Genomic DNA, 2,271 nt, shown 5'->3' with positions numbered 1-2,271 from the left:
TGCAGGTCGGAACTTACCCGACAAGGAATTTCGCTACCTTAGGACCGTTATAGTTACGGCCGCCGTTTACTGGGGCTTCAGTTCGCTGCTTCGCTTGCGCTAACAGCTCTCCTTAACCTTCCAGCACCGGGCAGGTGTCAGCCCCTATACGTCGTCTTACGACTTGGCAGAGACCTGTGTTTTTGATAAACAGTTGTTTGGGCCTATTCACTGCGGCTGGCTTTTGCACCAGCACCCCTTCTCCCGAAGTTACGGGGCGATTTTGCCGAGTTCCTTAACGAGAGTTCTCTCGCTCACCTGAGTGTTCTCCACTCGACTACCTGTGTCGGTTTGCGGTACGGGTACGCAGCTTCTCGCTAGAAGCTTTTCTTGGCAGTGTGACGCTTGAACCTTCGCTACTTTGATTTCGCTCCTCATCACGCCTTGTGCTTAACAGTAACAAGCATTTGACTCATTACTACACTTAACGCTTGAACATGGCTTCCAGCGCCATGCGTTCTTTGCCTCCTGCGTCCCTCCTTCGCTGTTAACGAAGCTGCGCAGTACAGGAATTTCTACCTGTTGTCCATCGACTACGCCTTTCGGCCTTGCCTTAGGTCCCGACTTACCCTGGGCGGACGAGCCTGCCCCAGGAAACCTTAGTCTTTCGGCGGACAGGATTCTCACCTGTCTTGCGCTACTCATACCGGCATTCTCACTTCTAAACGCTCCACTTATCTTCTCAGTTAAGCTTCGCCGCATTTAGAACGCTCTCCTACCACGTGCATTACTGCACATCCACAGTTTCGGTACTATGCTTAGCCCCGGTAAATTTTCGGCGCAGCGTCACTCGACTAGTGAGCTATTACGCACTCTTTTAATGATGGCTGCTTCTGAGCCAACATCCTAGTTGTCTACGCAACTCCACATCCTTTTCCACTTAGCATAGATTTGGGGACCTTAACTGGTGATCTGGGCTGTTTCCCTTTCGACTACGGATCTTATCACTCGCAGTCTGACTCCAGTGCCCCGATCTCTGGAATTCGCAGTTTATCTGAATTCAGTAACCCCTGACGGGCCCTTCGTCCAAACAGTGCTCTACCTCCATGATCGTCCTGGCACCAGGCTAGCCCTAAAGCTATTTCGGAGAGAACCAGCTATCTCCAAGTTCGTTTGGAATTTCACCGCTACCCACAACTCATCCCCGCAATTTTTAACTTACGTGGGTTCGGTCCTCCAGTGCGCTTTACCGCACCTTCAACCTGGTCATGGGTAGGTCACTTGGTTTCGGGTCTACATCAGCTAACTGCTCCGCCCTCTTCAGACTCGCTTTCGCTCCGGCTCCGTCTTTTCTGACTTAACCTCGCTAGCTAACGTAACTCGCCGGTTCATTCTACAAAAGGCACGCCATTACCCTTTAATGGGCTTTGACTATTTGTAGGCACACGGTTTCAGGTTCTCTTTCACTCCCCTCCCGGGGTTCTTTTCACCTTTCCCTCACGGTACTGGTTCACTATCGGTCACAATGTAGTATTTAGCCTTGCGAGATGGTCCTCGCTGCTTCAATCGGGATTCCTCGTGTCCCGACCTACTCAGGATCCTGCTCGGCGCGCTCCGGATTTCGCTTACGGGGCTCTCACCCTCTCTGGCTTACCTTCCCAGATAATTCTGCTATCCTTTGCGCTGCCTTATTGCAGTCCTACAACCCCAAATGATAAATCATCTGGTTTGGGCTCTTTCCTCTTCGCTCGCCGCTACTAAGGAAATCGATTTTTCTTTCTCTTCCTGCAGCTACTTAGATGTTTCAGTTCACTGCGTCTTGCCCCAGACGGCTATTTGTTCACCGCCTGGTAATGCATCTGCATGCATTGGGTTCCCCCATTCGGATGTCTCCGGATCGCTGCGTACTTACCGCTCCCCGAAGCCTTTCGTGGTTCGTCACGTCCTTCTTCGCCTCATTGTGCCTAGGCATTCACCGTGCGCCCTTCTTTACTTGACCTTACTCAAGATACTCTCTCGGTCGCTCTTTGGCAATCTCTTCTCTTTTGATTGTTTCTCGGTTTTTTCTTGGATTATATTCAGTTTTCAATGTACTAACTCGTTTGAGGTACTGCCCTCAAAACTAAACAATGTCTTCCCTACTCATGTGCTTCCGTGCGCTTGCCTGACTTCTCTTAGCATTCCTGCTCTCCGTCTCGGCTTGCTCTTTCCTTAGAAAGGAGGTGATCCAGCCGCAGGTTCTCCTACGGCTACCTTGTTACGACTTCACCCTAATCATCTGTCCTGCCTTAG

General features: G+C 50.9%; 2 rRNA genes. Both read right to left on the bottom strand.

The features are described 5' to 3' along the window. A 23S ribosomal RNA gene (locus H3R25_RS08915) occupies positions 1–1,978 on the bottom strand; the annotation flags it as partial. A gap of 216 nt (positions 1,979–2,194) precedes the next feature. Then, a 16S ribosomal RNA gene (locus H3R25_RS08910) occupies positions 2,195–2,271 on the bottom strand; the annotation flags it as partial.

Source organism: Lactobacillus sp. M0390, from assembly GCF_016102085.1.
Classification (GTDB): Bacteria; Bacillota; Bacilli; order Lactobacillales; family Lactobacillaceae; genus Lactobacillus; species Lactobacillus apis.
The sequence above is the reverse complement of the archived record's forward strand: the minus strand, read 5'-3'. Positions and strand labels throughout refer to the sequence as shown.